The organism is Geobacillus thermoleovorans, assembly GCF_001610955.1.
In the GTDB taxonomy this organism is placed as follows: domain Bacteria; phylum Bacillota; class Bacilli; order Bacillales; family Anoxybacillaceae; genus Geobacillus; species Geobacillus thermoleovorans.
Genome location: NZ_CP014335.1, coordinates 1954056 through 1977592, shown reverse-complemented (window position 1 = coordinate 1977592; position 23537 = coordinate 1954056). Strand labels below are relative to the sequence as shown.

The following is a 23537-nucleotide window of genomic DNA, read 5'->3' as shown; positions in this document are numbered from 1 at the left end:
AAAGAAAAAAGGCTTGCCAGCCTCTAACATTTCCTCTACTGTGGAAGTTGTGAACACATAACCAAACAGTGGAGGAGCGAAAGGATGCTGGCAATGCCCGAAATTAATCGTATCAGAAAACTGCGTGAAAAGAAAGGGTTATCGATTGCGGAAATTTCCCGTGAAACGGGATATAACTGGAGAACGGTCAAGAAATACGCAGATGGAGACATTTCTGTCCAACCAACCATCAAACGCAAAAAGGGGATGATGGAGGAAGAAGGGTACGGGCAAATCATTGATGACTGGTTGGAGGAGGATGCCAAACTGCCGAGAAAACAACGGCGAACGAACAAGACGATGTTTGAAGCGCTTTGTCGTGACCATGGATTTCAAGGCTCGTATCGCACCGTTTGCGCGTACGTGCAAAAACGAAGACCGCAGCTCAAGCTCGAGAAAGAACAGCGCTATGAACGACTGGAGCACCCGCCAGGCGAGGCGCAGGTGGATTTCGGGAAGATGACGGTTGTGACGAAGGAGGGGAAGGAAGAAGAGCGATCGGTTTTGATCATGAGCTTTCCCTATAGCAACGCTGCGTTTGCTTATCCGCTGCCGGCGGAAAACAGTGAATGCTTCCTCCATGGGTTGACGCAGCTGTTTCGTCAGGCTGGGGGAGTGCCAAAGGCATTGCGCATTGACAATTTGTCCGCGGCCATTGTGTCGATTCGAAAAGGGGGAGAACGCCGATTCACCGAGGCTTTTGAGAAATTTCAACTCTACTATCGGTTTGATGTACAAGTGTGCAATCCATACAGTGGACATGAGAAAGGAAATGCGGAGCGAAAAGTCTATTACACTCGCAACCTTTGTTTCATCCCCGCTCCATTGATGGAGTCGGATCCGGAGCTGGTGGAGTGGCTGCATCGCAAGATGGTCGAGGACCGAAACCGTCCTCATTATGAAAAGGGGCGGTGGATCGAGGAACTATGGCAGGAAGAGCAACCGGAGCTGTTGGCGTTGCCGGAACAAGATCTTCCGATCTTCTCCCTCGATCACGCTTACGTGAATAAGTACGGAGAAGTGATGGTGGATGGGAAGGCGTTCGTCGTCCATGGCCTGTCCGTCCCCAACCGGGTGTTGGTGAAGAAAGAATGGAATCGTTTCGTTGTGTTCTCTTCCGATGGAGACGTCCATCTTGAAGCGCCCAGGCCGTATACGAACGTGAAACGCGAAATCCCTTGGAAAGAGATTTTCGCTGAGTGGGAGACCAAACCCCGGGTTGTCGGACATTCCCGCTACCGGACGTACTTGCCGGAGGCGATCCGAACGTATCTGGCTGGCCCCCCGCCCCAGGTGGTGGCCCGTTTGAAAGGACTGCGAGCGCTGTTGGATCGGCACACGCTTTACGAAATCGCCCAGTGGCTCGAGGAGAGTCAGCGATGGGACTTGGCTCCTCATGAAATCGGCGTGTTGATGGAAGCGAAGCACTCCTATTACCCGGACAAGTGGGAAGAATCATACACCCCTTCCGTTCTAATCGACTATGAAACGGATTTAACGGTGTATGATCAACGTCTTCATCCCGCTCGGGAAGGGGGTGTCCAGAGATGAGAGCAGAGGTGAAAGAGATTTGTAAAGCGCTGCATTTGGCCTATATCGCAGATCGATTCGAGGAGGTGAGATTCGAAACGAAAGAACAGTTTTTGCGGGATGTATTGGCGCTGGAACTGTCGTGCCGCCAAGAAGCGAAACAGGCTCGGCTGATCAAGAAAGCCAAGTTTCGGGAGTTGAAATGGCTGAAGGATTACGAATGGTCGGGTCATATCCATTGGCCAGCCACGACATCGAGGGAGGAACTGTGTGACCTTCGCTTTTTGGAGCGAAAGCAAAACGTTCTGCTTTTAGGTTCACCTGGAACGGGGAAAACCCATCTCGCCACAGCACTTGGCATTCAGGCGTGCCAACAAGGCCATGAGGTTCGGTTTTTCCGCGTCGCGGATCTTGTCGCCCAGCTGGAAGAGGCGTTGAAAAACGGCACGCTCGGACGGCTGAAACGAAGCCTCGACCCATGCGAACTGTTGATTTTGGATGAACTCGGCTATGTGCCGTTTCAAAAGCAAGGATCGGAACTGTTGTTTCATATTATCGCCGACTGTTACGAGCGAAAAAGCGTCATGGTGACATCGAATCTAGAATTTGGACAGTGGAATCGGGTGTTTGGGGACAACCGTTTGACGGCAGCGTTGGTGGATCGCTTGGTTCACCACGCCCACATCTTGGCCTTTACGGGAGAGAGCTATCGACTGCGGAACGCTCTCTCCGCGATCCAGCCGTCCTCTGCCTCCGGTCTGGAACCTTAAGTCTTGAGCTGGCAAGCCTATGTATTTTTTCTTGCACTTCTCTGCATTTTTTGCTTGCAAAAAACAACCTCTGTGTCGTGCTTTGCGGCATGGGGTGATGGAGATGGGTGGAATTTAATCCGGTCGCTTTTACAAAGGAGCTGGTTCGCACGTGCTCTTGATAGGTGTATTCGAAAACAATTTTTACAATACAAGAGGGCACATGGAAATGGTTATGTATAATTGGTTACAGCCAGGAGTGACCGTTGTGCCTATCGGGTTGTGGTGTACCAATCGAAATTACCTAATTTTTGGTAAATTTTATTAACATACACTTTCAAGTTGACAAAAGTTTTCATTGGTCTTATAGTTGATAACGTAGTGTTTATTTTTGGGTTTTTTGGGTGGTGAAAACGATGTTGTTAACTGAACGTCGGAAGCAATTTCTCCAGAAGTTGATCGACTTATATCAAAAAGCAAACGTTCCTGTCCATTATGAAACATTAGCGAAAGCGCTTGGTGTCAGCAAATGGACGGCATATGACATGCTGAAAGAACTTGAAAAACTTGGCTATCTCACCCGCGATTACGCGGTGAATCCCGGCGAAACAGGACGTTCCCAAATCGTTTTTCTGCCGACGGCAAAAGCGATGAGTTTGTTTGAACAGAAACGCTCTGAAGCAATCAATCTGGAAGAGTGGCATAAAACAAAGGCGAAAATACTTGAGTTTCTAAACAGCTTAAAAAATTGCAGTCTCAGCGCCGCCGTCCGAAAGGTTTTAGAGGAGATTCCGAAAGTGCAGATTCGTGTTGCCTTCTGTGCGTACATCATCGGTCTTTTTCTTGTTTATCTTCGCAAGCTGGGCGGGAAAACTGAGGTATTGATTAAGAACCTCGTTCAGAACGCCCCAACTAATGAAATGCAGATGACCGTGTTTGTTGGAACCGTCCTTGGCGGCATTATTCAAACGGTGAATCACGAAATTGGCGTGGAAGTGACTGAATTGGTTGGACGGTATCTGAAATCGATCGCCGACCTTTCCCATTTTGAAAAGGAAATGCTTTCCGATTTTCTCCATGAAGCATTAGCATGATTGTGGTCAACGGTTAAAACCTTGGCCATTTATTTGTTTGAGTTTTTGTGTTTTTTGTGTTATTTGTGTTTTTTTGGGAATAGGTTGAGTAAAGAGAAGAACGCAACCTCATAAACAAAATGAGGGGAGGTGGTAACATGATGAACGATTTTCTTGAATTCTTAAAGAAAATCCTTGAAGCATTTCAAAATATTTAATGGCTGGTTGATCATTGACGTTACTTAAGTAACGGCCCATAAATTGCTTTGGCAGGTGATTGATGTGCTTGAATTATTTGGTAGATTTGTGGTGAAAAACAGAATTGCTATCATTGTTTTATCATTGATACTTGTGATTCCTGCATTGTCCGGAATAGTCAAAACGCAAATCAATTATGATATTTTTGCTTACTTGCCGGAAAAGCTTCCTTCGGTGCAAGGGCAAAATATTATGAACAAAGTGTTTGGGTTCGGTGGAACAGGCATCCTGATGGTAAAAAATCAAACAGATGTTGAAGTAGAAAATTTAAAACAAAAACTGGAGCAAGTGGATGGTGTTGAAACAGTCAATTGGATCACCGACATTGCTGATTTTGCAGTGCCTCGCGAGTTTCTTCCAGAGGAATTGGTGGATCAGTTTTATTCTGGAAACAGCACTATCATGCAAATTCAATTTGAAGAGGAGGCGGCATCAGAAAAAACTCATTATGCTGTACAAGAAATCAAAAACATTCTTGGGCCGAATACTTATTTTGCGGGAACTCCTCCAATGTTGTCGGAGCTGCGTCAGTTGCTTGAAAGTGAGAAGTTTGTCTATGCAGTGTCCGCAATTGGGTTTATTCTGTTGCTTTTGGGATTAACGCTCCCATCGCTTTTCATTCCGTTCCTTATCCTGTTCTCAATTGGGGTCTCTATTATTTACAACTTGGGATTGGCTTACTATTTAAATGGTTCAATGTCGTATGTTACCGCTGCGATTGCGGGAGCTTTGCAGCTCGGAGTTACGATGGATTTTTCTATTTTCTTAGTGCATCGTTATGAAGAAGAACGAAAGATGAAAGAAAAGAACGAGGCCATGATCGCGGCCATCAAGCACACAGCGATGGCCATTTTAACCAGCTCGGCAACGGCAGTAGCCGGTTTTCTTGCGATGGTCACCATGTCGCTTGGACTTGGGGAAGACTTAGGGATGACGATGGCGCGAGGGATCATTCTTAGTGTGTTGATGATTTTGACATTGTTGCCGTCGTTCATTCTGGTGTTTGACAAGTGGATTCGCGAATATCAGCACCGCGTGATAATCCCTAATTTTCATCTGTTAGCCAAATTTGTGACCAATCGCCACAAACTTGTTTTTGTAGTGTTCCTGCTTTTGTTTATCCCTGCTTTCATCGGTTTTAAAAATGTGCATATCGTGTATGATTTGGAGCAACTTATGCCGAAGACGCTGCCTTCGATCCAAAATCTTGACGAAATCAAAAAAGAATTTACGTCGACTGATTCGGCTTTTTTAGTCATGGATAGCAAGATTTCTGATCAGGAACGTCTCAAAATCAAGCAGCAGATTGAAGAAATAGAAGGAATCAAGAAAGTAATTGGGTATGACACCTTTGCAGATCCTGCGATTCCTTCAGAATTTGTTCCCGAAAACTTAAAAAACATGTTTATCAAGGATCAATACAATTACATGTTGGTACAGATGGAATATGGATCGTATGATGAACGCACGACACAGGCCATTCAACAAATCAACAAATTAACCGAGCCATATGAAGGGCATATGTACCTGACTGGTCAAGCTGTTTTGCAAAACGATCTGACTACCACGGTGCGGGACGACATGAAAAAAGTAGATTTGATTTCGGTTGTCGCTGTATTTTTGATTATTGCGCTTGCCTTCCGATCCGTGGCGTTGCCGGTTGTATTAGTTGGCGGAATTGAATTGGCGATTTTGTTCAACCAAGGACTCGATTTCTATCTTGGCCGTTCCATGCCATTTATCGGCACATTCGCCATTGGCGCTATCCAGCTCGGCAGCACGATCAACTATGCGATTTTGCTTGTCACACGCTATAAGGAAGAGTTGATGAATTATCCGAAAGAGGAAGCGATGTATCGAGCCATCACAGCAAGTGGAGAAGCGATCTTGAGCAGTGCGCTTGCCTTGTTTGCCGCTGTCATCGGGATTTGGCTGTTTTCCGACATCACGTTGCTCAGAGATTTAACCTTTATGATTGCGCGAGGAGCGATTATTTCTCTTGCCGTCATCTTATTCCTGCTTCCGGCAGTGTTGCTCACATTAGAAAGTTTTATATCCAAAACGACATTTGGCTGGCCTAAAAGCCAAATCCATGAAAGAAGATGAGACGCTTTCAGAATTATCTTAATAAAAGGAGAGGAGAAGCATAATGAATGCGGTAAAAGCCACAATCCCCGTTTTGACTGCTGCCACCCTTTTATTATCATCGGCAACCGGTACTTATGCAGCGGCTCCCGATCAAGTCGTTGATCGAGAAACGGTTTATACCCTTCTTAATTCCGATGGGACTGTGAAAAAATCGATCGTTGTGGATTGGCTGTATTTTAAAGGAAATGGAAATGTCACCGTGACAGATTACGGACAATTACAGCATATTCGCAATATAAGCGGATTGGAAAAACCAGTGGTGCAAAACGGACAAATCATTTGGGATGCGGAAGTGAAAGGAGAACGGTCGATTTATTATTCCGGTGAAACCAGCCAGCCTCTTCCGGTGGACGTCTCGATCAACTATTATCTGAATGGGAAAAAAGTGGATGCTCCCTCATTGGCCGGAAAAAATGGCACAGTAAAAATCGAGATAACGTTGAAGAATCGGCTGAAACAAAAGAAAAACATTTCCTATTCCGGCTATAAGGGAGCCCGTCATTCAGTAGAAAAAGAGCTGTACACCCCGATTTTATCGCTTGTTTCGCTTAACATTTCGACTGAACATTTCACGGATATGAAACTCGGTGATGCAATGACGGTTATGTCTGGGAAAACGATGAGCGCGACTTGGATGGTTGTGCCCAATCCAGAAGAGACCATCACCCTTGAAATGAAAGGAACAGACATTGAGCTTGAACCAATCACAATTACTTTGATTCCGAAGCTTCCTCCAGTATCAGAAGTACCGGTCAAAGAACAATTGGAAAAACTGACAGATGGCATTCAGCAAATCTCTTCTGCACTAGATCAACTAGGAGATGGCGCAAATCAACTTGCCGCTGGCAATCGTCAAGTAAAAAACGGTTTAAACCAACTTTCTGAAGGACTGGGGCAGTTGAACCAAGTGAATCAAGCCCATGAGGGACTTGTGAAACAGTCGCTGGAAACAAACCGGCAGCTTCTGGCACTGGCTCAAAATCTGGCTGCTGAGAAACCGCAGGATGCGAATTTGCAGGCTCTCGTGCAGGGACTAAAAGGCCAGCAACAAATGCTGAAGATGCTAGCCGAAGGGGGGAATTTGCAGGGAAAGCCATTTCCAGGCCTCGATAAGATGGAGGAAGGTTTAAAAGGCTCCAAAGCTGGAGCTGACAAGTTAGCGGCTGCGGCGGGCCAACTGGAAAAAGGTTCGTTGCAATTAAAAACTGGTATAGAAAAGTTATCCGGCGGAACGGCGGAAATGAAAAATGGGCTGATTGCCGGATTAAATAAATTGTATGAAGGAGAAGCTATTTTACATCAATCAAAAACAGCGGCGGAACAATACGATACATTTCTTGGCAAACCAAAAGGTGCGAAAGGGGAAGTCCGTTTTATTTTAAAAACAGATCCGATCGAGCCGGTGAAGGTGAAAGACTCAGCCGGACAAAAGCCAGACACGGGCAGCGAGGAAGAGAACATTTCTTTCTTCGAAAAAGTAAAAAAATGGTTGAGTGATTTATTCCTGAATCCGTGACAAAACATCTTTACAATCCTCGCGAACCGTTGATACGCTAAGGATGAACAAGGTTGATGAGTCTTCACTAAGCAGGTGAAATCATGAAAGACTTCCCGATTCGTTTGGTATTGACGGATGAACCCATCATTCCCAGTGCCGGTTTGGTCCTGGTCGGCTATTTGCTTCATCAAACGAAACTATTTTGAGCGATCCGCGCCATCCCTTACATCATCACGTGAAACGCTACTGGATCAAAACGATCATCCAGACAGTGATCACCATGGCGGGACGGCTCATCCGAAGCGCCCGCCGGTTCTGGATGAAGCTCACCCGAAGGAATGGATACAGCGAGCCGGTCTGGTATGTCTACAACCTCACACAGATCACTGTAGGACTCGATTCAGGCAAAAGCACAGGCGCGTGTTGGTAAAACCATCGTTCCACGGTGGTATAAGCTATGCATAACCATTGTGTCACTTCTTGAATGCTTTTCCCAATGCACAACCACGCCACCCATTGCTGAAAGGATTCGGTGGCAATGCTATTGAACACTGTTTTTTTTCGCGCGACCAACAAATAAAATCCGGCGTTTTCGGAGGGTGTCCCAAAAGTAACGGGACACCCTTTCTGATCACCATATATACGCGCGAAACACCCTTACAAAACTATATATTGTATCTTGCATGAAGAAAGACAATCTTTTGGGTCAGCCCCCTTTTTACATATGGTTTGACAAAGAAACAGTTCTTCAGTTAATGCCACAAGCAATGGATAGCATATTGCTTTTCTTATTTTTGGGCCATTTCAAAATAAAATTTGTCTGGAAATGGAGAGCCCCTCTTTCCAGGTTGCATTCAAAAGTAAAAGAGTATAAATAATAACCAATAGTATATTTTTTAATACTATGTAAAAATAAAGTGCGTACTTTTAAAGATAAAACATACATAGTATACTCATCAGTGTGTAAGAGATAAACACATAAAAATACTACTGCTTATGCAACCTACAATAAAATTTTTATGAGAGGTGAAGGATTCATGGAATTACAATTAGCATTGGATCTCGTAAACATTCCAGAAGCGAAACAATTAGTAAAAGAAGTCGAGGAGTATGTGGATATTGTAGAAATCGGCACTCCAGTTATCATTAATGAAGGTCTTAGAGCCGTAAAAGAAATCAAACAAGAATTTCCTCACTTAAAAGTATTGGCAGACTTAAAAATCATGGATGCAGCCGCATATGAAGTCATGAAAGCGTCCGAAGCTGGAGCCGACATTATCACGATACTTGGAGTTGCTGAAGATTTGTCCATCAAAGGTGCTGTGGAAGAAGCTAAAAAACAAGGCAAAAAAATATTGGTGGACATGATCGGGGTTAAAAATTTAGAAGAACGGGCGAAAGAAGTAGATGGGTTTGGAGTCGACTATATTTGCGTACACACAGGTTATGATCTTCAAGCAGTCGGCAAAAACTCTCTTGAAGATCTTGCCACAATCAAACGTGTCGTGAAAAACGCAAAAACTGCGATCGCAGGCGGCATTAAATTAAACACATTGCCTGAAGTCATTAAAGCAAAACCTGATCTTATCATCGTAGGCGGCGGTATTACTGGTCAAGAAGATAAACGAGCTGTAGCCGCTGAAATGAAAAAAATGATCCAACAAGGTGAATGAATGATGCAAGCTACGCAATATTTAGGCAAAATCATCAAAGAGTTAAATGGGACAGCCGATTTAATCGCCGCGGAAGAAGCGGAAAAATTGGTAAATGGGATTCTCGAAGCAAAGAAAATTTTTGTAGCTGGCGCAGGCAGATCTGGATTTATGTCCAAATCTTTTGCGATGCGAATGATGCACATGGGGTTAGACGCCTATGTAGTAGGCGAAACCATCACCCCTAACCTAGAACAAGACGACATTTTGATCATTGGATCGGGTTCAGGGGAAACGAGAAGTTTAGTTTCCATGGCTGAAAAAGCGAAAAGTTTAGGGGCTACCGTAGCGTTAGTGACCATTTTCCCTGAATCGACCATTGGACAATTGGCTGATATTACGGTCAAATTGCCTGGCTCGCCTAAAGACCAGTCAGATAATGGATACAAAACGATACAGCCAATGGGATCGCTTTTTGAGCAAACCCTTTTACTATTCTATGATGCCATCATATTAAGATGCATGGAGAAAAAGGGATTGGACTCCAATACCATGTTTAAAAGACATGCCAATCTGGAATAGAGTAAAGGGATTCTTGCGCAGACATCTTTAACCATTCAAAATTTTAAACTATTTAAACGAAATTTTCAACTTGATCACGGGGGAAAGGAGAAAAGACCGCAAAGCTTTCTTTAAGAAACGCTTTGCGGTCTTTTTTTGATCGGGAGATTGGATTCTTGTGATCGATCCATGATAGTCCTCCAACAGTTTGAACATTATCATTCTCTTCGTACACATCAGTCGCTCTCCCACTATCAGCATTCCCTCGATGATCATTACAAATCAAATCGGTTATAGTTGGAACGTGGCGTTTGCCAAGACTTGTTTCAAAATCGGATGACCACTCCTTTAATGGTTGCAAACGGCGTCAAAAACTTTAAAAAGTCTGTTGCCTGCCATAATCCATCGGTAAAATCCTGCTGTGGTAATAAATGTGATTCAGCAAACTTTGAAGAACGCAACTCCGCATGCGGGTGTCAGGAAACGGCGTACAAACGTCCGCCCTCGGCGGCGGGAATACCCGTTACCGAGGGCGAGCAGTCTTTATCGCTATTCTTTGACGCAGAACTCTTCGTCGTAGTAGAAGTCCTGCCCAAACTCCACCCGCCCGAAAAAGAGGGGCCGAGGCTCCTCGACCATCTCTAAGCGATAGACGGTGCTGACGTAGAAGGGGATATCGGGTTCTTTGACCGGCACCGGTGCCATGCGCGCCCAGTCTAGGAACACAATATCCTCTAACTGATAGTCTTGGAAGGCGCTCAGCATGTCAGTGATGGCAAAGCCTATGTCAAGGATGCCCTGCTGGATCTGCCGCCATTTCCGCCAAGAGGCCTCCAAGTAAGAGAGTCCAAAATAGCCCGCGGCACCGGGCCCACGCACCCCCTCTGTGCAGCGGCTTAAAAAAAGCAGGAGGCCCTTGACGGTGTCGACCGGGTCCGTGAAGAACACATCAAACTGGCCACGGAGATGGGACGGCAATTCATCCCGCACGTCGTAGACCTCGGCGTGGATGTGGTCCCAACCTTGGTCCTGAGCCACATCGCGGATAAAGCGGACAATGCGCTCATCCACATCCAGGACACAGATGCGCCGCGGCAGCCCCGAGAGCGCGGCCGCAATGCTTGTAAGGTCATCATCGCCCAGTAGCAAAATGTCTCGTCCCATCAGATCTCCCTGTTGGGCCATCAGGGCCAGCCGCCGCACGGTTGTCTCGGGCGTCACATACCCTTGGTCAAAGTCGGGTGTCGCCTTGGGTCGCATGGCTACAATATCTTGAAAAGCAGCAAGGACGCTGTCAAAAGGCGGTCTCAGAACAATGCCGCGCCCCGCGCAAGCCTCACAGCGCTGTTCGGTCACCCGTTCTAGGCCCATAGTTTCTGCCTGACGACGCCCTTTCTCAGTGATCACAAAGCGGTCGCCGTTGTAGGCCGCCAGCTCGCCCTCCAAGAGCGACTGCAGCGCCTTCAGCACTTGGTGCGTCTGGGCTTTCCCTGCCCGCATCAGTTCCCAGTAGGATTTGGGACCAAAGTAAAGCGCACGAAGCAGAAGCGTGTCGATCCGACGACTTTCCGCAGCAATGCCGACTTTCGACATGGGTATCACTCCTTTCGCCCTAAAAGAGTAAAGACCATTCCACTCCGGCACCCCTTCGTTTTCATCGAAAGGAGCGACATGAAACATAGATAGCAGCGGTTCAAACGTTTTTTTGGAACGCCTGTCTTCCTAGTGTGAGGCCTAACAATCATCCGAAAAATAAAGCATCCTTCACCTTTCAGGTATCGAAATAGCATTTTTGCTGCTTTCGATAGGGAAACGATAAAGGACGCGCTGAAGTTGGAAGAATTTTTTAGAGTTCATAAGCATTGTGTTTTTATTAAGGTTTAAATCGGTAATAGCGGTATGGTATTTTTCGCCTCTAGTTTTTCCATCATTTCATACCAATCCCTTGGTTTGTTCGATAAGACAGAATAATAACGTTTCAAAAACTTCACAACAAGATCCGCTGGAAGTTCATTCACGCTATCGTCCATCGGAAGGAAACAAAGATCAAGCCCGGTTACGGCTTCTCCATCATTGTTCCATGATGGATGGACATAAGGGAAGTCAAGCCGCTTATATCCCAAATGAGATAATACCTCACGACGAACATATGGATCCATCGGCTTAATCCCACCAAATTCATAATGCTCCATCCGGTAAGGATCATAAATCTCGGCGAACATGCCATACAACTGCTTTCCATTTGCAGCGGCCCAATTTTGCAAATCCTCCAGTCGCTTTTTAGCTAAAAATCGACCGATCCCCAGACCTGCTTGGCCGATAATGGTAAAATCTGTAATAGCGACATTTAAATCTTCATAATAGCGGTACTCAGTCGCGCCTACTACCTCTCCTTCGTGAACAGCAACGCACACACGAATTCCCGGATCTTCCAGAGGCTCTTTCCACAAATCAAATGCTAATACTTCTTCCGGAGGAAATACATTTTGCATCAATTGATGCATTTTCTTAAACAAAGGGTCTTCAATGCTCGTAATTCTGCGATACTCCATCTTCATCATTCTCCTTTAAGATTTTGAGCGATAAAAAGGATTTTTCCATTCCATCAGTGCAACATAATTGCACGATTCTTCATCTTCTAAATAGTTCGCCACCACTTTGACCGGTGTGCGGCCGCAGCGAAGCAGGAAGGTAATAACAGGATCCTTCAATTCGCCTTTTACTACCGCTTCGAGATATTGCTCCGCTGTCATCTCATGCGCTTTTTTATGATAGCCAGGCATCCTCCCTCCGCCTAACAGCCGCTCTAGTCCCAAATGAACAACCACTTCATACATGGATAGCATCAGCCATTTTCCCAGCCCCAATTTGCGGTAGGCAGGGCGCACGCCAATATCAACGACATAAAGCGTATTCCCGTTTGGGTTATGGTTACGGATATATCCATTATCCGTGATCTCTTCCCATGTATGGTCTGGATGGCTGGGATCAAAGTCGACAATAAGCCCTGTCATTGACCCCGCAATTTCACCATTCACCTCAACACATAAGGCTCCCTCTGGAAAGAGCGTAACATGATTTTTCAATTGTTCCGTGTTCCACCATAACTCAGAGGGGAATGGTGGCGGGAAACTTTCCTGTTGGATGAGGATTAAGCCAGGAAAGTCTTTTTCTTCATAATTTCGGATCACTGCTGGAACAGGATGGTCTTGGTCAAAGACATAAAACTCCTTTCGATACATTCTTACCCCTCCTCTCTCGTTATCCATCTAGCAATGTATCGCCCATTCATGTGGCGATACTGATATTATTAGGCACATCATTCCATTTAACAAGTAGATACTTTCGTGTTACATAGTGTGAAAAATTATACCTAAAAAAGAAATTCGGAATATTTTTTCCAGACCATCCTCGCATTCGAACAGCCATGTCAAGTCCTCATTATTGTCAGTGAACTTGGATCACTGGAAAACAAAAGCACTTTTTTGCCGTTTTTCTTTTTACGCCATTTTCGGGACTCAATCAACAGTCATCAACGTATATACAGAAAAACCAACGGACAGCGGATCTTTCATAAAGATGGTTGTCCGTTGGTTTTTCGCGTCTAATATAAAACTTATTGCTTTCCTCATCATCTTCATGTGTGTATTTCTTTGTTTACCAGCAAAAAAAGAAAAGTACATATACATACACGCAGAGTGTTTTCGAAGCTTTCATAACGGAGAAAGCTTTCTACTTAGTGGCTTCATTGATTTTTACTTGCCCCTTTACGACCGTCTCCATATAGTTTTTGCCCCATTCATACATCGCATCAAGAATTGGCATCAAACTTTTCCCATGTTCGGTCAATGAATATTCTACTTTTGGCGGAACAACAGGATAGACTTCACGATGAACAATTCGATCTTGCTCCAGCTCCCGCAGCTGGTTAACAAGCATTCTTTGGGTGATCCCAGGCATGAGGGCTTTTAATTCGCTAAACCGCTTCTTTCCCCCTTTTCCTAGATGCCATAAAATAAGCATTTTCCATTTACCGCCAATAACAGCGAGTGTTAATTCTTTTTCACAATTATACGTCTTGCCACAAACGTGCCCCATCGTTTCACCTCCCATGTTGATTATAACCTATGGTATACTTTTTGTCACTTTATAATCATAAAGCACATACTGACAAATAAATGTTATATATCTTTTATTTTCACTCATTGCAAATGGTATTCATTCCTTCTGGATAATACAATCCATTCATTGCATCTGGATGCCTTTTATATCATTAAGTATATTTTTTTACACTATATTATATTTTTGTCACTACATGATAATAAAGTGCGTACTTCTCAATAAGTTTTATACACATTATACTAGCATCTGTAAACAATCACGAGTACTGGAGGGAGCAGCATGAATCGTTTTACTATTCCTCGCGATATTTATTTTGGAGAGAATGCTCTCTTCATAAAAATACCAATTCGAGCAATGTAGTAAACGTCGTTATATCTGCTCTATCAACTTTATTCTTTTTGAAAAATGTTTCGAAAAGTCAGGGGGGATCACATTGGATTCAATGACCTTTATCTTGTTTGGAGCAACAGGTGATTTAGCGAAACGAAAAATTTTCCCTGCATTATATAATTTATTTCTTGATCAAAAAATGCCGCAGTCATTTTCCATTATTGGTGTAAGCAAAAGAGAATTATCCGATGAGGCATTTCAAATATATGTGGAAAATTCGGTAAAAACCTTTTCCAGACGTTTGACAAATGACCGTTCCAAAATGAAGGAGTTTCTTCGCGCGTTTCGCTATATTTCTTTAAATGTAACAAATGCACAAGGGTATAAAAAGTTGCTCGAAATGGTTCAACAACGGGAAAAAGAATTGAATATTCCTGAAAACCGCGTGTTTTATTTATCTGTTGCGCCGGAATTTTTCGATGTGATCGCGTCGAACATCAAGGAAAGCGGATTAGGATCCACAAAAGGTTGGAAACGTCTGATTATCGAAAAACCGTTTGGCCACGATATCAAATCGGCCCAAGATTTAAACGAAAAATTAAGCCAAACTTTCGAAGAAGAAGAAATTTATCGGGTAGATCATTACCTTGGAAAGCCGATGGTGCAAAACCTTGAAGCTTTAAAATTTGCCAACCCTGTGTTTCAAGCAATATGGAATAATCAATTTATAGCCAATGTGCAAATTACAGCTAGCGAGACCGTTGGGGTAGAACAAAGAGCAAGCTACTATGATCAGGCAGGCGCCATTCGCGACATGTTTCAAAACCATATGTTGCAACTGTTGATGATGACAGCCATGCACTTGCCAAAACAAATTAGCGCAAAAGACATCCGTAACGAGAAAAGAAAAATTATGGAATCTCTTCGACCAATACAGAAGGAAGAAGTAGGTTTGCACGTCGTTCGCGGCCAATACGGTCCTGGAGAAATCGATGGCAAACCAGTGGTTGGATATAAAGAAGAACCTGGCATCGATGCTTCTTCGACAACGGAGACATTTGTTGCGGCCCGTCTGTGGATTGATGATGAAAACTGGAGCGGGGTGCCATTCTACATCCGTACAGGTAAAAGAATGAAGGAAAAGTCCACACGTATCGTGATTGAGTTTAAAAATCCATTAAAGGAATGGTACTTGCCAAAAAATGAAGAAACAGCTCCTAATCTTTTGGTGATTCAAATCAATCCGAACGAAGGTGTTTCGCTGCAATTCAATAGTAAAAATGTATTCAACAACGGAAAGATGGAGCCTGTCCATATGGACTTCGCGACGAATCAGAAAGAGGTGCCTGAAGCGTATGAACTCTTAATTTTTGACGCTTTACACGGCGATTCGACTTTCTTTGCCCATTGGAAAGAGGTCGAACTATCTTGGAAATGGCTGCAACCTATTTTAGAGGCATTTGCGGAAAACCTCCTTCCTCTTTACTCCTATCGTTCAGGATCGATGGGGCCAGAGGCTTCTTATCAATTATTGAAAGAAGACGGATTTTATTGGCGGTAAATAAGCTCTTCCGGAGCAAACCCGAAAACATAATTTCTGGATAAACTAACTATGAAATAGGAATAGCTAATCTTCTTTGACCAAGATATTTTTAGGAGGTAGTCAGCATGAGAGTCGGGCTAGTCGGTTTAGGAAAAATGGGATTAAACTTAGGCAAAAATCTCATGGACCATAAGCACGAAGTAGTGGCGTTCGATATAAATGCAAATGCGGTTGAAGAAATAAAAAAATACGGTGCTAAAGGCGTATCCACTTTAAAGGAACTCGTCCTATCATTAGAAAAACCGAGAATTGTCTGGATAATGGTTCCCCACACCGTTGTTGATTCGGTGATTAGTGAAATTGCGCCATTTTTAAGCAAAGGAGACATTGTGATTGATGGTGGCAATTCTCACTACAAAGAATCAATTCGTCGCTACAACGAGCTAAAGGAGATTGGAGTTCACTTTATGGATGCGGGAACTTCTGGCGGAGTCGAAGGTGCTCGAAACGGAGCATGTTACATGGTTGGAGGCGATCCCGAAGCTTGGAACATGGTCGAGCCTCTTTTCCGCGACACTGCTGTAAAAAATGGGTATTTATATACTGGAAAAGCAGGTAGCGGCCACTTCTTAAAAATGGTCCACAATGGGATTGAATATGGAATGATGGCTGCCATTGGCGAAGGATTCGAAATATTAGAAAAAAGCGAATTCGATTACGACTATGAAAAAGTGGCGAGAGTGTGGAACAATGGTTCGGTTATTCGTTCATGGCTCATGGAATTAACAGAACGCGCGTTTTCAAAAGATGCAAAATTAGAGGAAATCAAAGGAATTATGCATTCTTCCGGTGAAGGAAAATGGACGGTCGAGACAGCATTAGATCTGCAAACGGCCACTCCTGTCATCGCCATGGCCTTATTGATGCGGTATCGTTCATTAGAAAGCGATACATTTACAGGAAAAGTGGTAGCCGCTCTACGCAATGAATTTGGCGGACATGCTGTAGAAAAAAATGAGAAGAAATAACATAAAATCCCCTTGCAGTAAGACTTACAATGGACATGCGCTGCAAAATAGAATGAGAAAGGAGAAGTGTATATGGCTATCTCTTTTGATTACTCCCATGCCTTGCCATTTATCATCCTGAATCGAGAAGACCCCCACTTCCACGCGTGAGCGTAAGTGGGGGATGAATCGGTATTCGCCATCGATTTCCCTCTTGCCTCCAACGAATCAAAGGTGTAAAATAGACAGAAACAGAACAAATGTTCCGTTCAAAAAGAGGGAAGGTCATGCACAAAGCCTACCGCTTCCGGCTGTATCCCACTCGCACACAAGCGGAACGGATCCATCAAACCATCGGGTGTTGCCGGTTTGTGTACAACCACTTTTTGTCCGAATGGAATCAGGCGTATGAAACCACCGGAAGAGGACTCGGCTACAACGAGTGCTCCAAGCGGCTGACCGCCTTAAAGCAGACCCTTCCGTGGCTGAAGACTCCCGATTCGACCGCCTTGCAAAACGCGCTGCAACAGTTGGACGAGGCGTTTGACCGATTCTTCGATGGAATCGCGAACGCTCCCCGCTTCAAAAGCAAAAAACATCCGAACCAATCGTACACCGCCCAGTGCAACTATTCAAAGAAAGGGCGCCCATCGATCGAAGTGGACGGCCATCGATTGAAACTTCCCAAGCTCGGATGGGTGAAGTTTGCCAAAAGCCGTGAGGTTCAAGGCCGCATTCTCTCGGCCACCATTCGTCGAAACCGAACAGGGAAGTATTTCGTCTCCATCTTGGTGGAAACGGAGATTCCTCCATTGTCCACCACCGACAAGCAAGTGGGGGTGGATGTGGGGTTGAAGCATATGGTGGTTCTTTCCACGGGTGAGAAGATCGAACACCCCCGGTATTGGCGCCGATATGAAGAAAAGCTCGCCTACTGGCAGCGGGTGATGTCCCGCCGGAAGCCGGGCGGTTCGAACTGGCATAAAGCCCGCTTGAAAGCGGCCAAGCTTCATGAGAAAATCGCCAACTGCCGGAACGATTTCCTGCACAAACTGTCCACCCGCCTCATCCGCGAAAACCAAGTGGTGTGCGTGGAGGACTTGCGCGTGCGGAACATGCAAAAGAACCGCAAGCTGGCCAAACGCATTTCCGATTCCGCGTGGGGGCGTTTTCTCAAGATGCTTGAGTATAAAGCGAAATGGTACGGGCGGACGTTGGTCCGTGTCGCGAGCACCTTCCCATCGAGCCAATTGTGCTCGTGCTGCGGGCATCGGCAGATTGAGGTGAAATCGCTCGACATCCGCGAGTGGGTGTGCCCAAACTGCGGAGCCGAACATGACCGGGACCATAACGCCGCCCGAAATATTTTGCAGGAAGGGCTTCGTTTGCTGTTTTGGCAAGACAGCTGAACCGTGGGACGCACGGGGATGGCTTGGTTAACAGCCTGCCGTAGGGCGGGTGTTCCCAAGAATCTCCCACCTCTAAGCGTGAGCGTAGGTGGGAGAGCGTTCAATGTTGTGAAGAGAACGCCCATTGGCGGAAAAATATACGAAAACGGTGTCGCATTTGTTTTTTGAACGCAAAGCAATCAACGCAACGATTCAAAAATAATAAACGTGAATGTTGAACAATTGACAAACGGTTTTCACAAAGTTCACATCATTGTTTGGTATTGTATCACAAGAAGGTGGTGAGCCGATGAGGAGATATGCAGATCATTGGCTGCTTGTCCTATTGCTGCTCCTTGTCTTTCCGTTGCCGGCGCGTGCGGAAGAAACCGTTCAAGCCCGCATCGACGAAGCGCCGGAGTATGGGGTGGTGAGGCTAGCGAGCGGCGTCTATGATGAAGCGATCGTATTATCGAAACCACTTACGTTGGAAGGGATTGGGGAGGTGACGATTCGTTCGTGCCGCAAGTCTCCTGTCATTGCGATATACGGCCGGCATGTTGTGCTCAAAAATATTCGTGTGGTGCAATGTGGTGATGCGCCCGATATGCCGGCGATTTACGTAACCGGACATGATCATACGATCGACGGTGTGCGCGTGTTGACGAATCAGCAAGGCGTCAAGCTTGATCACGCGCATCATACAACCATTGTCCACTGCGCTGTTCAAGGCGAGAAAAACGGCAATGGCATTGATCTATGGGAATCGACGCAAAACGTGATTCATTATACGGCGATTGAGCGGGTAAAAGACGGAATTTACATGGAAAACAGCCATAACAACGTACTAAGCGGCAATCACATTGACAATGCCCGCTATGGCATTCATGTCATGTTTTCGAATCGCATCGTGTTGCGAAAAAACATTTCCGAAAAAAATATCGCTGGAGCGATGGTGATGGGGACAGAGCAAACAACGATTGAACAAAATTCGTTCGTGCAAAACAAAAGAAATGTCCACTCTCAAGGCCTTTTGTTATACGATGCGGCGAAAACGATTGTACGAAAGAACCGAATCGCGGCCAATCGAGTCGGAATTTATGTGGAACAAGCGCGCCATAACGAATTGACTGAGAACGATGTTTCCCACAATTTTATCGGCATGCAGTGGAATGAATCGTCGAACAATCGTGTTTCGGACAATTCATTCATTGGCAATGTCTATGACGCACAAGCCATTCGCAGTCCTGACAATACCATTGTTCGTAACTATTGGGACGCAGCGACTAAATTAGATGTCACGGGCAAGGGAGTCAGCGCCATCCCGTATCGAGCTGATCCGTTTTTCCTAGCGCTTACCGTCGACGTGCCGGAATACCAATTGTTTTTTCAGTCACCAGGTATGATTGTCTTGCAAAAGTTGTTGCGCAGTCCTGACGAACAAGTGCTGACGGATGACGCTCCGCTCATGGAGCAACCGACGGCAAGGAAGGATCGGCCTTCCCGGTCGGCAAGCCTGTTGTATGTGATGAGTGCTGTGATGATCGCTGGAAGCATTAGTGGATTTATAATAGGGAGGAAACGACCATGAAAGCAAAAGGAATATGGTTGGCCATTTTTATCTTCATTATTGGCGTCATAACTGGTTGCAACCAAAAGGCTGAGCCGGTAGCCATTGATGAAAAAAACGATAAATGTGATTTTTGCCATATGGCGGTAGGAAATAATCAATTTGCGACCGAACTCGTATTGAAAAATGGCAAAGTGTTGAAGTTTGATGACATCGGTTGTATGTATCAATGGATGAAGGAACATAAAAACGAAACGGTCGAAGCCATGTTTGTTCGCGATTATGAAACGAACGATTGGCTGGAGGTGGATCAAGCAACATATGTATATGATCAAACAATTCGCACTCCTATGGCATACAATGTGATCTCTTTTAAAGATGAAGATAAAGCAAAGAAATTTGTCGAACAACATGGTGGAGCGGTTTTGACGTATAATGAACTGGGTCGCCATACATGGGAACGAAATAAAGAGATGATGATGGAAATGAAAAAAGAACATATGAAAATGGACAAACAGAAGGATAACCATATGGGCAACTGAGCGCCAGTTGCCTTTTTGTTTATCTGTCCGTTGCCTGCACGGGCTGTTCTGTAGAGAGATCTAATGTTTCGAAACTCTTAGGTGTTTCTCGAGTGGCTGTTGAAACTGAAACATCGATGGAGAGGACAGAGAAGGATGTGGAATATCGGACGGATGGAATGGCGGCTGCTGATGCGCCAATATTCCTCTTATTCGTTTGTTTTGTTATGGGTTGTCATATTGTCGCTATTATTTTTCATCGCCAAAAACGATGCAGATTTTGCTGGATATACGAATGTCACAGGAACGATCGCGAACATTATCTTATATCTTTTGCCTCTGTTTATGCTCATTGCCGGTTCGTTCGCGATTGCGGGTGAGATGGAAAATGGACAATGGCGCCTGTTATGTACGTATCCGCTGTCACAGGCCATGTATGTGGCCGGGAAATGGCTTGGGCAATGGTTAGGGCAGGCGACATTGTTTACGTTTAGTTTTGGCGTGAGCGTAGCGATCAGTTCCTTTGCTGGAATCGCATTGCCGGTGAAATGGGTGATTGCGCTCTATAGTTTTTCATTATTCCTCATCGCTTTGTTTCTCATGTTGGGTCTATCCGTCGGCGCGTTTACGTCGACTCGATGGCAAGCGTTGACGGTATCGGTCGGAGTATGGTTTTTGTTCATTATGATTTGGCCGACGTTGTTAATTGCTGTGCTTAACATCGTTCCATATCCGCTCATTGCCCCTTTGTTGCAAGCGGCGACGCTTTTCAATCCGGCCGAGGTGTTGCGTGTGGCGTTTGTGGTCGAATTGGGGGGGAGCGCCATTTTCGGACAAGCTTATGATCATTTGATCCATTTATGGCAAAAAAAGTTCAGGCTGATATTGACCGTATATGCCATTGGCTATCTATGTTTGTTATGGTCCATGGCAACGTGGAAGTTAACAAGGAGGAAACAACGATGACCGGACTCGATGTGCGGGAAGTGTCAAAAATGTATAAGAAGAAAACCGCGTTGTCTTCGCTGTCCTTTCAGGCGAATCGAGGGGAGTGTATCGTTTTATGCGGAGGAAACGGCGCGGGGAAAAGCACGCTTCTTTCAATTTTAGCGGGCATTTTGCCGCCGACAGATGGAACGGTCACCCTTCACGGTGTTTCCTTGCGGATGAATCGAAAGCAATACATTTCGCACATCGGATACATGCCGGATGAGTTCCATGCGCCGCCCATGATGACCGTTTGGGAATTTCTTTCGTTTTATGCATCATTGCGAAAAGTCACGCGAGAACAGGTGGAAGAAACGCTTCGTGACATAGGATTGGAAGCGCAAAAAAAGGAATGGATCAAGCATTTATCAAAAGGAATGCGGCAGCGGTTGTTGTTCGGTCAGGCGTTATTAGGAAATCCGGCGTTATTGCTTCTTGATGAGCCGACAAACGGTCTCGATCCGTTTTGGATTGATCGGTTTATCGATATATTGAAACAGAGAAAAAACGAGGGGACGATCATTATTTTTTCGACACATATGATGGATGTGGCCGCAGATATCGGGGATATCATTGTATTTATGAAAAATGGGGCTATCGTTCATCGAATCGAGACCGCAGCCTGTGGATCGAAAGAACAAACGGTGTTGCAGCTGTTGGCTTTGCACCGACAATGAATGATCGAATCGATTGGATCGGCGCGGCGATTTGTTTAGCAGGTGTTTCAGTGATGTTATGGGCGCCGAGCCAATGACGTTCAAATTGATTTTCGATCGCAAGACCGGGCGCATTTACGGCGCGCAGGCGGTCGGAAAAGAGGGAGTCGACAAACGGATCGATGTCATTGCCACCGCGATCAAAGGGGGATTGACCGTTCGGGATTTACCGGATTTGGAATTAGCTTATGCGCCGCCGTTCTCTTCGGCGAAAGACCCGGTCAATATGGCTGGGTATGTCGCCTCCAATATCATGGACGGGCTTGTCGAGACGGTGCAGTGGCATGAAATCGAACGGATTGTGGAGGCAGGGGGCGTGTTGATCGATGTCCGCACGGCGGAGGAAACGGCGCGCGGCATGATCCGCGGTTCGATTCACATTCCATTGGACGAATTGCGTGACCGTTTGCATGAGCTCCCGAAAGGAAAGACCATCTATGTGACATGCCAAGCTGGGCTGCGAGGATACATTGCCGTAAGGATTTTGCAGGGGCATGGGTTTCAGGCGAAAAACGTAGATGGCGGATACCGGCTGTACGCCGCTGTCAAGCGATAACGAATGGGGTGCCTTGCCGATAGCGGCAAGGCGTTTTTTTCGTTCTAATGAACTGTTTTTTGTTAGGTAGATTGACAATAGTGAAAAGGCTAGTTAACATACCCGTAGGGGTAGTTTTGTGAATAAAACTTTTTTTCCTCATTCGAAGGCATAGGAATGATGAAAGGATGTCGATCTATATGTCAGTGATATTCGCTTTCGTTGCAGGGGCGCTTTCTTTCTTTTCCCCTTGCATTTTTCCGATTGTTCCTGCTTATGTTGCCCATTTAACAGGCACTCCAATAGCGGAAAACAGAATCCAAGTTGGAAAACGGGAGATCCTCATGCGCTCCCTTGCGTTTATCGGCGGATTCAGTGTCATTTTCGTGCTGATGGGAGCGACGGCAAGTGCGATTGGACAGATGTTGGTTCAATATCGTGGGTTCATTGAGAGTGATGGTGAACATATGGGCGACTTGGTGTCCGCCTTGTCGTGCGGAAATGCCGGATATGCAAAAGTTTTATGAGCAGTATAAAGATGAGGGAGTGGAGATTGTCGCGGTCAATTTAACTCAATCGGAAAGGCAGCCGGAACATGTTGCGCGCTTCATTCAGGAGTATGGAATTACGTTTACTGTCGTTCTTGATGAAAAGGGAGAGGTATCCCGGCAATACCAAGCTCAAGCGATTCCGACGAGCTACTTGATCGATTCGAAAGGAATCATACAGAAAAGGAATCATACAGAAAAAATGATCGGACCGATGAGTTATGACTGGATCGTCGATCATATGCAATCGATCCAGTAAGTTTGGCAAAAGGGGAAATGGTGAATGAGAGAAGAAAGACCAAAGCCGACAGAGGATTCAAAATATATTCAGCAACACTTAGCCAATGAACGGACGTTTCTCGCTTGGATTCGCACTTCGATCGCTGTGATCGGAATTGCTTTCTTGATGATCAACTTGCATGAAAAATCAACGGCGAGCGCCCTGTCGACATTTCTTGTCCAGCTCATCGGGGCATTGGCGGTGGTGATTTCCGTCTGCACGATTGTGTTTTCCACCATTAGTTATGTCATGAAGACAAAACAAATTAATGAACAAACGTTCCGGCCGTCACGCCCGTTAATTTGGTTTTTGGCGTCCTTGTTGTTGCTGATCACTGGATTGTTTGGCTATTATTTCTTCACTTTGCTTTGACAGCGGCACTTTCTCGCCATTTTTTCTTTTTTGTTGACAAAAGGAAAGCGATTCGATAACATAGGGATTGTAATACACATACACGTATGTGTATACAACGCATGTACGTG

At 45.3% G+C, this 23537-nt stretch carries 22 protein-coding genes and 2 pseudogenes; 19 read left to right on the top strand and 5 right to left on the bottom strand.

Features of this window, described 5'->3' with window-relative positions:
* Positions 1 to 84 precede the first annotated feature (84 nt).
* The 6 genes and pseudogenes from istA to GT3570_RS19095 form a co-directional block, all read left to right on the top strand.
* Positions 85 to 1590: an IS21 family transposase gene (istA, locus tag GT3570_RS09855; protein ID WP_011230285.1), complete on the top strand. Its 1506-nt coding sequence runs from the start codon at positions 85 to 87 to the stop codon at positions 1588 to 1590.
* Entirely contained in the window at positions 1587 to 2339 is a 753-nt protein-coding gene (istB, locus tag GT3570_RS09850; RefSeq protein WP_011230286.1) for an IS21-like element helper ATPase IstB, read from the top strand. Before istA ends, istB begins: the two co-directional genes overlap by 4 nt.
* Before the next feature lie 395 nt (positions 2340 to 2734).
* The gene (locus GT3570_RS09845) at positions 2735 to 3412 is read left to right on the top strand and encodes a LexA family protein (RefSeq protein WP_062898714.1); all 678 of its coding nucleotides are present in this window, start codon (positions 2735 to 2737) and stop codon (positions 3410 to 3412) included.
* A gap of 261 nt (positions 3413 to 3673) precedes the next feature.
* Positions 3674 to 5755, top strand: coding sequence for an efflux RND transporter permease subunit (locus GT3570_RS09840; protein ID WP_138187030.1), 2082 nt, complete (start codon positions 3674 to 3676; stop codon positions 5753 to 5755).
* Between the two features lie 43 nt (positions 5756 to 5798).
* Positions 5799 to 7313 (top strand): hypothetical protein, encoded by a 1515-nt coding sequence (locus GT3570_RS09835; RefSeq protein ID WP_062898713.1) that lies wholly within the window; start codon positions 5799 to 5801, stop codon positions 7311 to 7313.
* Positions 7314 to 7488: 175 nt separating this feature from the next.
* Positions 7489 to 7725, top strand: a pseudogene (locus GT3570_RS19095) (hypothetical protein); the annotation flags it as partial.
* Here the strand turns inward: GT3570_RS19095 and GT3570_RS17965 are convergent.
* On the bottom strand, positions 7662 to 7847 hold the full coding sequence (locus tag GT3570_RS17965; RefSeq protein ID WP_275651040.1) for a transposase family protein: 186 nt from the start codon (positions 7845 to 7847) through the stop codon (positions 7662 to 7664). The pseudogene GT3570_RS19095 and the gene GT3570_RS17965 overlap by 64 nt on opposite strands.
* 485 nt (positions 7848 to 8332) lie before the next feature.
* Here GT3570_RS17965 and hxlA point away from each other — a divergent pair, with 485 nt between their 5' ends.
* The gene (hxlA, locus tag GT3570_RS09830; RefSeq protein WP_015375155.1) at positions 8333 to 8968 is read left to right on the top strand and encodes a 3-hexulose-6-phosphate synthase; all 636 of its coding nucleotides are present in this window, start codon (positions 8333 to 8335) and stop codon (positions 8966 to 8968) included.
* A gap of 3 nt (positions 8969 to 8971) precedes the next feature.
* Positions 8972 to 9529 (top strand): 6-phospho-3-hexuloisomerase, encoded by a 558-nt coding sequence (gene hxlB, locus GT3570_RS09825; RefSeq protein ID WP_062899103.1) that lies wholly within the window; start codon positions 8972 to 8974, stop codon positions 9527 to 9529.
* A gap of 528 nt (positions 9530 to 10057) precedes the next feature.
* Here hxlB and GT3570_RS09820 read toward each other — a convergent pair.
* From GT3570_RS09820 to GT3570_RS09805, 4 genes are all read right to left on the bottom strand, one after another.
* A complete protein-coding gene (locus GT3570_RS09820) occupies positions 10058 to 11101 on the bottom strand; it encodes a bis-aminopropyl spermidine synthase family protein (protein WP_062898712.1) in 1044 nt (347 codons plus the stop codon).
* Positions 11102 to 11388: 287 nt separating this feature from the next.
* Positions 11389 to 12060: a GNAT family N-acetyltransferase gene (locus tag GT3570_RS09815; RefSeq protein ID WP_062898711.1), complete on the bottom strand. Its 672-nt coding sequence runs from the start codon at positions 12058 to 12060 to the stop codon at positions 11389 to 11391.
* A gap of 15 nt (positions 12061 to 12075) precedes the next feature.
* A complete protein-coding gene (locus GT3570_RS09810) occupies positions 12076 to 12750 on the bottom strand; it encodes a GNAT family N-acetyltransferase (protein WP_062898710.1) in 675 nt (224 codons plus the stop codon).
* Between the two features lie 490 nt (positions 12751 to 13240).
* Complete coding sequence (locus GT3570_RS09805) at positions 13241 to 13606, bottom strand: transcriptional activator HxlR (protein ID WP_062898709.1); 366 nt, start codon at positions 13604 to 13606, stop codon at positions 13241 to 13243.
* Between the two features lie 457 nt (positions 13607 to 14063).
* Between GT3570_RS09805 and zwf the strand changes: the two genes are divergently transcribed.
* The 11 genes and pseudogenes from zwf to GT3570_RS09750 all read left to right on the top strand — a co-directional run bounded on the left by zwf (position 14064) and on the right by GT3570_RS09750 (position 23427).
* Complete coding sequence (zwf, locus tag GT3570_RS09800; protein WP_062898708.1) at positions 14064 to 15521, top strand: glucose-6-phosphate dehydrogenase; 1458 nt, start codon at positions 14064 to 14066, stop codon at positions 15519 to 15521.
* A 107-nt stretch (positions 15522 to 15628) separates the two neighbouring features.
* The gene (gene gnd / locus GT3570_RS09795) at positions 15629 to 16531 is read left to right on the top strand and encodes a phosphogluconate dehydrogenase (NAD(+)-dependent, decarboxylating) (RefSeq protein WP_062898707.1); all 903 of its coding nucleotides are present in this window, start codon (positions 15629 to 15631) and stop codon (positions 16529 to 16531) included.
* A 266-nt stretch (positions 16532 to 16797) separates the two neighbouring features.
* Complete coding sequence (gene tnpB, locus GT3570_RS09790) at positions 16798 to 17919, top strand: IS200/IS605 family element RNA-guided endonuclease TnpB (RefSeq protein WP_062898706.1); 1122 nt, start codon at positions 16798 to 16800, stop codon at positions 17917 to 17919.
* A 289-nt stretch (positions 17920 to 18208) separates the two neighbouring features.
* Positions 18209 to 19489, top strand: a complete 1281-nt coding sequence (locus tag GT3570_RS09785) for a right-handed parallel beta-helix repeat-containing protein (RefSeq protein WP_033025658.1) — start codon at positions 18209 to 18211, stop codon at positions 19487 to 19489.
* On the top strand, positions 19486 to 20010 hold the full coding sequence (locus GT3570_RS09780; protein ID WP_062898705.1) for a nitrous oxide reductase accessory protein NosL: 525 nt from the start codon (positions 19486 to 19488) through the stop codon (positions 20008 to 20010). Before GT3570_RS09785 ends, GT3570_RS09780 begins: the two co-directional genes overlap by 4 nt.
* A 135-nt stretch (positions 20011 to 20145) precedes the next feature.
* The gene (locus GT3570_RS09775) at positions 20146 to 20955 is read left to right on the top strand and encodes an ABC transporter permease (protein ID WP_033025654.1); all 810 of its coding nucleotides are present in this window, start codon (positions 20146 to 20148) and stop codon (positions 20953 to 20955) included.
* The gene (locus tag GT3570_RS09770) at positions 20952 to 21653 is read left to right on the top strand and encodes an ABC transporter ATP-binding protein (protein WP_062898704.1); all 702 of its coding nucleotides are present in this window, start codon (positions 20952 to 20954) and stop codon (positions 21651 to 21653) included. The genes GT3570_RS09775 and GT3570_RS09770 overlap by 4 nt, the downstream gene beginning before the upstream one ends.
* 64 nt (positions 21654 to 21717) lie before the next feature.
* Positions 21718 to 22248 (top strand): annotated as a pseudogene (locus tag GT3570_RS09765) (rhodanese-like domain-containing protein); the annotation flags it as partial.
* 167 nt (positions 22249 to 22415) lie between these two features.
* The gene (locus tag GT3570_RS09760) at positions 22416 to 22754 is read left to right on the top strand and encodes a cytochrome c biogenesis CcdA family protein (protein ID WP_239691200.1); all 339 of its coding nucleotides are present in this window, start codon (positions 22416 to 22418) and stop codon (positions 22752 to 22754) included.
* Positions 22738 to 23034: a TlpA disulfide reductase family protein gene (locus tag GT3570_RS09755; protein ID WP_239691199.1), complete on the top strand. Its 297-nt coding sequence runs from the start codon at positions 22738 to 22740 to the stop codon at positions 23032 to 23034. Before GT3570_RS09760 ends, GT3570_RS09755 begins: the two co-directional genes overlap by 17 nt.
* A 24-nt stretch (positions 23035 to 23058) precedes the next feature.
* On the top strand, positions 23059 to 23427 hold the full coding sequence (locus GT3570_RS09750; RefSeq protein WP_033025648.1) for a YidH family protein: 369 nt from the start codon (positions 23059 to 23061) through the stop codon (positions 23425 to 23427).
* Positions 23428 to 23537: the final 110 nt, after the last annotated feature.

What these genes read in the sequence shown, in the direction of transcription:
- GT3570_RS09820 (WP_062898712.1), bottom strand. Translation starts at nt 11,101, where the DNA reads ATGTCGAAAGTCGGCATTGCTGCGGAAAGTCGTCGGATCGACACGCTT.
- GT3570_RS09780 (WP_062898705.1), top strand. Translation starts at nt 19,486, where the DNA reads ATGAAAGCAAAAGGAATATGGTTGGCCATTTTTATCTTCATTATTGGC.
- GT3570_RS09755 (WP_239691199.1), top strand. Translation starts at nt 22,738, where the DNA reads ATGCAAAAGTTTTATGAGCAGTATAAAGATGAGGGAGTGGAGATTGTC.
- GT3570_RS09770 (WP_062898704.1), top strand. Translation starts at nt 20,952, where the DNA reads ATGACCGGACTCGATGTGCGGGAAGTGTCAAAAATGTATAAGAAGAAA.
- tnpB (WP_062898706.1), top strand. Translation starts at nt 16,798, where the DNA reads ATGCACAAAGCCTACCGCTTCCGGCTGTATCCCACTCGCACACAAGCG.
- GT3570_RS09815 (WP_062898711.1), bottom strand. Translation starts at nt 12,060, where the DNA reads ATGGAGTATCGCAGAATTACGAGCATTGAAGACCCTTTGTTTAAGAAA.
- istA (WP_011230285.1), top strand. Translation starts at nt 85, where the DNA reads ATGCTGGCAATGCCCGAAATTAATCGTATCAGAAAACTGCGTGAAAAG.
- GT3570_RS09760 (WP_239691200.1), top strand. Translation starts at nt 22,416, where the DNA reads ATGTCGATCTATATGTCAGTGATATTCGCTTTCGTTGCAGGGGCGCTT.
- hxlB (WP_062899103.1), top strand. Translation starts at nt 8,972, where the DNA reads ATGCAAGCTACGCAATATTTAGGCAAAATCATCAAAGAGTTAAATGGG.
- GT3570_RS09845 (WP_062898714.1), top strand. Translation starts at nt 2,735, where the DNA reads ATGTTGTTAACTGAACGTCGGAAGCAATTTCTCCAGAAGTTGATCGAC.
- GT3570_RS09775 (WP_033025654.1), top strand. Translation starts at nt 20,146, where the DNA reads ATGTGGAATATCGGACGGATGGAATGGCGGCTGCTGATGCGCCAATAT.
- GT3570_RS09805 (WP_062898709.1), bottom strand. Translation starts at nt 13,606, where the DNA reads ATGGGGCACGTTTGTGGCAAGACGTATAATTGTGAAAAAGAATTAACA.
- GT3570_RS09810 (WP_062898710.1), bottom strand. Translation starts at nt 12,750, where the DNA reads ATGTATCGAAAGGAGTTTTATGTCTTTGACCAAGACCATCCTGTTCCA.
- GT3570_RS09835 (WP_062898713.1), top strand. Translation starts at nt 5,799, where the DNA reads ATGAATGCGGTAAAAGCCACAATCCCCGTTTTGACTGCTGCCACCCTT.
- gnd (WP_062898707.1), top strand. Translation starts at nt 15,629, where the DNA reads ATGAGAGTCGGGCTAGTCGGTTTAGGAAAAATGGGATTAAACTTAGGC.
- GT3570_RS09750 (WP_033025648.1), top strand. Translation starts at nt 23,059, where the DNA reads ATGAGAGAAGAAAGACCAAAGCCGACAGAGGATTCAAAATATATTCAG.
- hxlA (WP_015375155.1), top strand. Translation starts at nt 8,333, where the DNA reads ATGGAATTACAATTAGCATTGGATCTCGTAAACATTCCAGAAGCGAAA.
- istB (WP_011230286.1), top strand. Translation starts at nt 1,587, where the DNA reads ATGAGAGCAGAGGTGAAAGAGATTTGTAAAGCGCTGCATTTGGCCTAT.
- GT3570_RS09785 (WP_033025658.1), top strand. Translation starts at nt 18,209, where the DNA reads ATGAGGAGATATGCAGATCATTGGCTGCTTGTCCTATTGCTGCTCCTT.